The organism is Mesorhizobium sp. M7A.F.Ca.MR.362.00.0.0 (assembly GCF_004023175.1).
Taxonomy (GTDB): Bacteria; Pseudomonadota; Alphaproteobacteria; order Rhizobiales; family Rhizobiaceae; genus Mesorhizobium.
Genome location: NZ_RZTF01000612.1, coordinates 1 through 2,425 on the forward strand (window position 1 = coordinate 1; position 2,425 = coordinate 2,425).

The 2,425-nt window shown below is 64.0% G+C and carries 2 protein-coding genes and 1 pseudogene; all 3 read left to right on the forward strand.

The window, feature by feature from the left end; translation table 11 throughout:
* Nucleotides 1–90: pseudogene (locus EOC06_RS44465) on the forward strand (protein-L-isoaspartate O-methyltransferase); the annotation flags it as partial.
* A gap of 181 nt (nucleotides 91–271) precedes the next feature.
* Nucleotides 272–1,663 (forward strand): TolC family outer membrane protein, encoded by a 1,392-nt coding sequence (locus EOC06_RS35945; RefSeq protein WP_127322716.1) that lies wholly within the window; start codon nucleotides 272–274, stop codon nucleotides 1,661–1,663.
* 206 nt (nucleotides 1,664–1,869) lie between these two features.
* Nucleotides 1,870–2,425 (forward strand): DUF2497 domain-containing protein (locus EOC06_RS35950; RefSeq protein ID WP_128310027.1); only part of this gene is annotated, 556 nt, incomplete at its 3' end.

The following is a 2,425-nucleotide window of genomic DNA, read 5'->3' on the forward strand; positions in this document are numbered from 1 at the left end:
GCCGGGGGGGTTGTAACCGGAAGACGGGCATTTAATGCGGCAATTAAGCCACTACCGGGGTTTGAACGCATTAGTGCTTTCGAATTCTGAATGATTTGGCCTTGCAGCAGAGGCTTTGTCATGGTCGCTTGCATTTGAACGATCGCTGCTGATGCCAAACTGGGGGCACTTTGGGGTGAGCAGCAGGGAACATCGAACACGCGGCGCCGGCTGATCAATGAGAGAAGCAGGCGCGGCGCGGTTCCCATGGAAAACGAATGAGGGTTTAACCGTGCCGTCTTTACGCAAGTCACTTTTCACCGCCGTCCTCGTTTCGGCGACCATGCTGTCCCCACTGGCCGCTTCAGCCGAAACCATCTCCGGCGCGCTTGCAAAGGCCTACCAGTACAATTCTTCGCTGAATGCATCCCGCGCCGGCGTTCGCGTCACCGACGAGGGCGTCGCCATCGCCAAGTCGGGCTACCGTCCGGTTGTCACCGGCTCGGCGAATATCGATTATTCGAGCAGCCATCTCAACGGCACCAATTCAAGCGTGCGGCTGACCACCGGCAATTTTGGCGTCCAGATCGACCAGACGCTGTTCGACGGCTTTCAGACCAGGAACAATGTCGCTGCCGCCGAAGCGCAGGTCCGGGCTTCGGTCGAAAGCCTGCGCAACACCGAAGAGGGTATCCTGTTCAGCGCGGCCCAGGCCTATATGAACGTGATTCGCGACCGGCAGGTCGCTGTGCTGACCGAGCAGAACCTGCAGTTCCTGACCGAAACGGCGCGCGCGGCGCGTTCGCGTTTCGAAGTTGGTGAAGGCACGCGCACCGATGTCGCCCAGGCCGACGCTTCACGCGCCGCCGCGGTGGCATCGCTGAGTGCTGCCCGGGCGCAGGCGCTGGCAAGTGCGGCGCTCTATCGCCAGATCGTCGGCGACGAGCCGGGCAAGCTCAAGGGCGCTTCGCCGGTGGCAAAGCTGTTGCCGTCGAGCCTCGCCGCCGCCGTCGGGGTGGCCTCGAACGAGCATCCGGCCATCCTTGCCACGCAGCATCTGGTCGACGCCGCCGCGTTTTCGGTGAAGTCGGCCGAAGGCGCGCTGTTGCCGCAGCTGTCGGCTTCCGCCGGCGTTTCGAGCGCCTATCGCAATACCTCGCCTTTGCCAGGCGTCGGTTCGCAGGATGGCACGACCAATTCGGCCAGTGTCGGGGCAACGCTGACCATCCCGATCTATTCGGGTGGCCGCACCTCGGCGATCGTGCGCCAGAACAAGGAATCACTCAGCCAGGCCCGCATCCAGGTCGACGTCAGCCGCGATCAGGTGCGCCAGGCCGTCACCGCCGCCTGGACCGAGTATACCGCCGCGCAGCAGCAGCTGACGGCCAACAGGCAAGTGATCGAGGCCGCGAAGCTGGCACTGAACGGTGTCATCGAAGAACGCAATGTCGGCCAGCGCACCACGCTCGACGTCCTCAACGCACAGGCGACGGTCATCACCGCCCAGATCAACCAGGCCGGTTACGAACATGATGTGGTGGTGGCGAGCTACGCCATTCTGCAGGCGACCGGCCGTCTGTCCGTCGACCGCCTTGGCTTGCAGGTAGCGAAGTACAAGCCTGAAGAGCATTACAACGCGGTCAAGGACAAGTGGTACGGCCTGCGCACGCCGGACGGCCGCTGAGGCGTTCGGCCAGGACTGGCCGTGTTCCCCGTTTGAGCAGGATCTTTCGCACTCGGGTTGCAGATCGCGCTAATCTGTTGAAATCCCACAAGTCCCCAGATTGGGGATTCTCGTGCGGCGATCCGTCGGTTACGCTGTCGCCATGATTCGATCCGGCTCTGCCGGAGCGGAAACCCACAGGGGTCACAAAGGCGGCGGATGTGACGATGGCAACGGCAAGCAGCGCACAGCGCGAACCTTCCATGGAAGAGATACTGGCTTCCATCAGGCGGATCATCGAAGACAGCGACGGCGGCCGCAAGCAGCCGGGCGACGCCGATGAGCTGAGCCAGGATCTGGAGCGCGCGTCGAGCGCCTATGCGGCCCCCGACGTGGAAGCATTCCGTGCCGACCTGCATGCCGCCCCCGAAGGCAGGAAGCCAGTCACGCTGGCGGAAGTCCAGGCACAGTTGCCGGCGGCCGAGCCGGTGGTCGCGCGCATGGAAACGCCTGCGCGCCCCGATCCCAGCCCGGCAAAGCCATCGATGACACTTGCCGAAGTTAGCGCCCGCGTCGCCGCCGAGCCAATCACGGTTGAATCGCCGGGATCGCGTCCTGTCGCCGACGCTTCCATCGCCGATTGGCGTCGTGAGATCGCCGCGGTCGGTGAGCAGGCGAGGGCGGTGTCGGACCGGAGCGAGGCACGCAAGACGGCTGCCCAGCCGTCCGTGGAGACTCCAAGGGATGAACCGACCGCGAAAGTAGCCGTCGAACCCGAGCCGT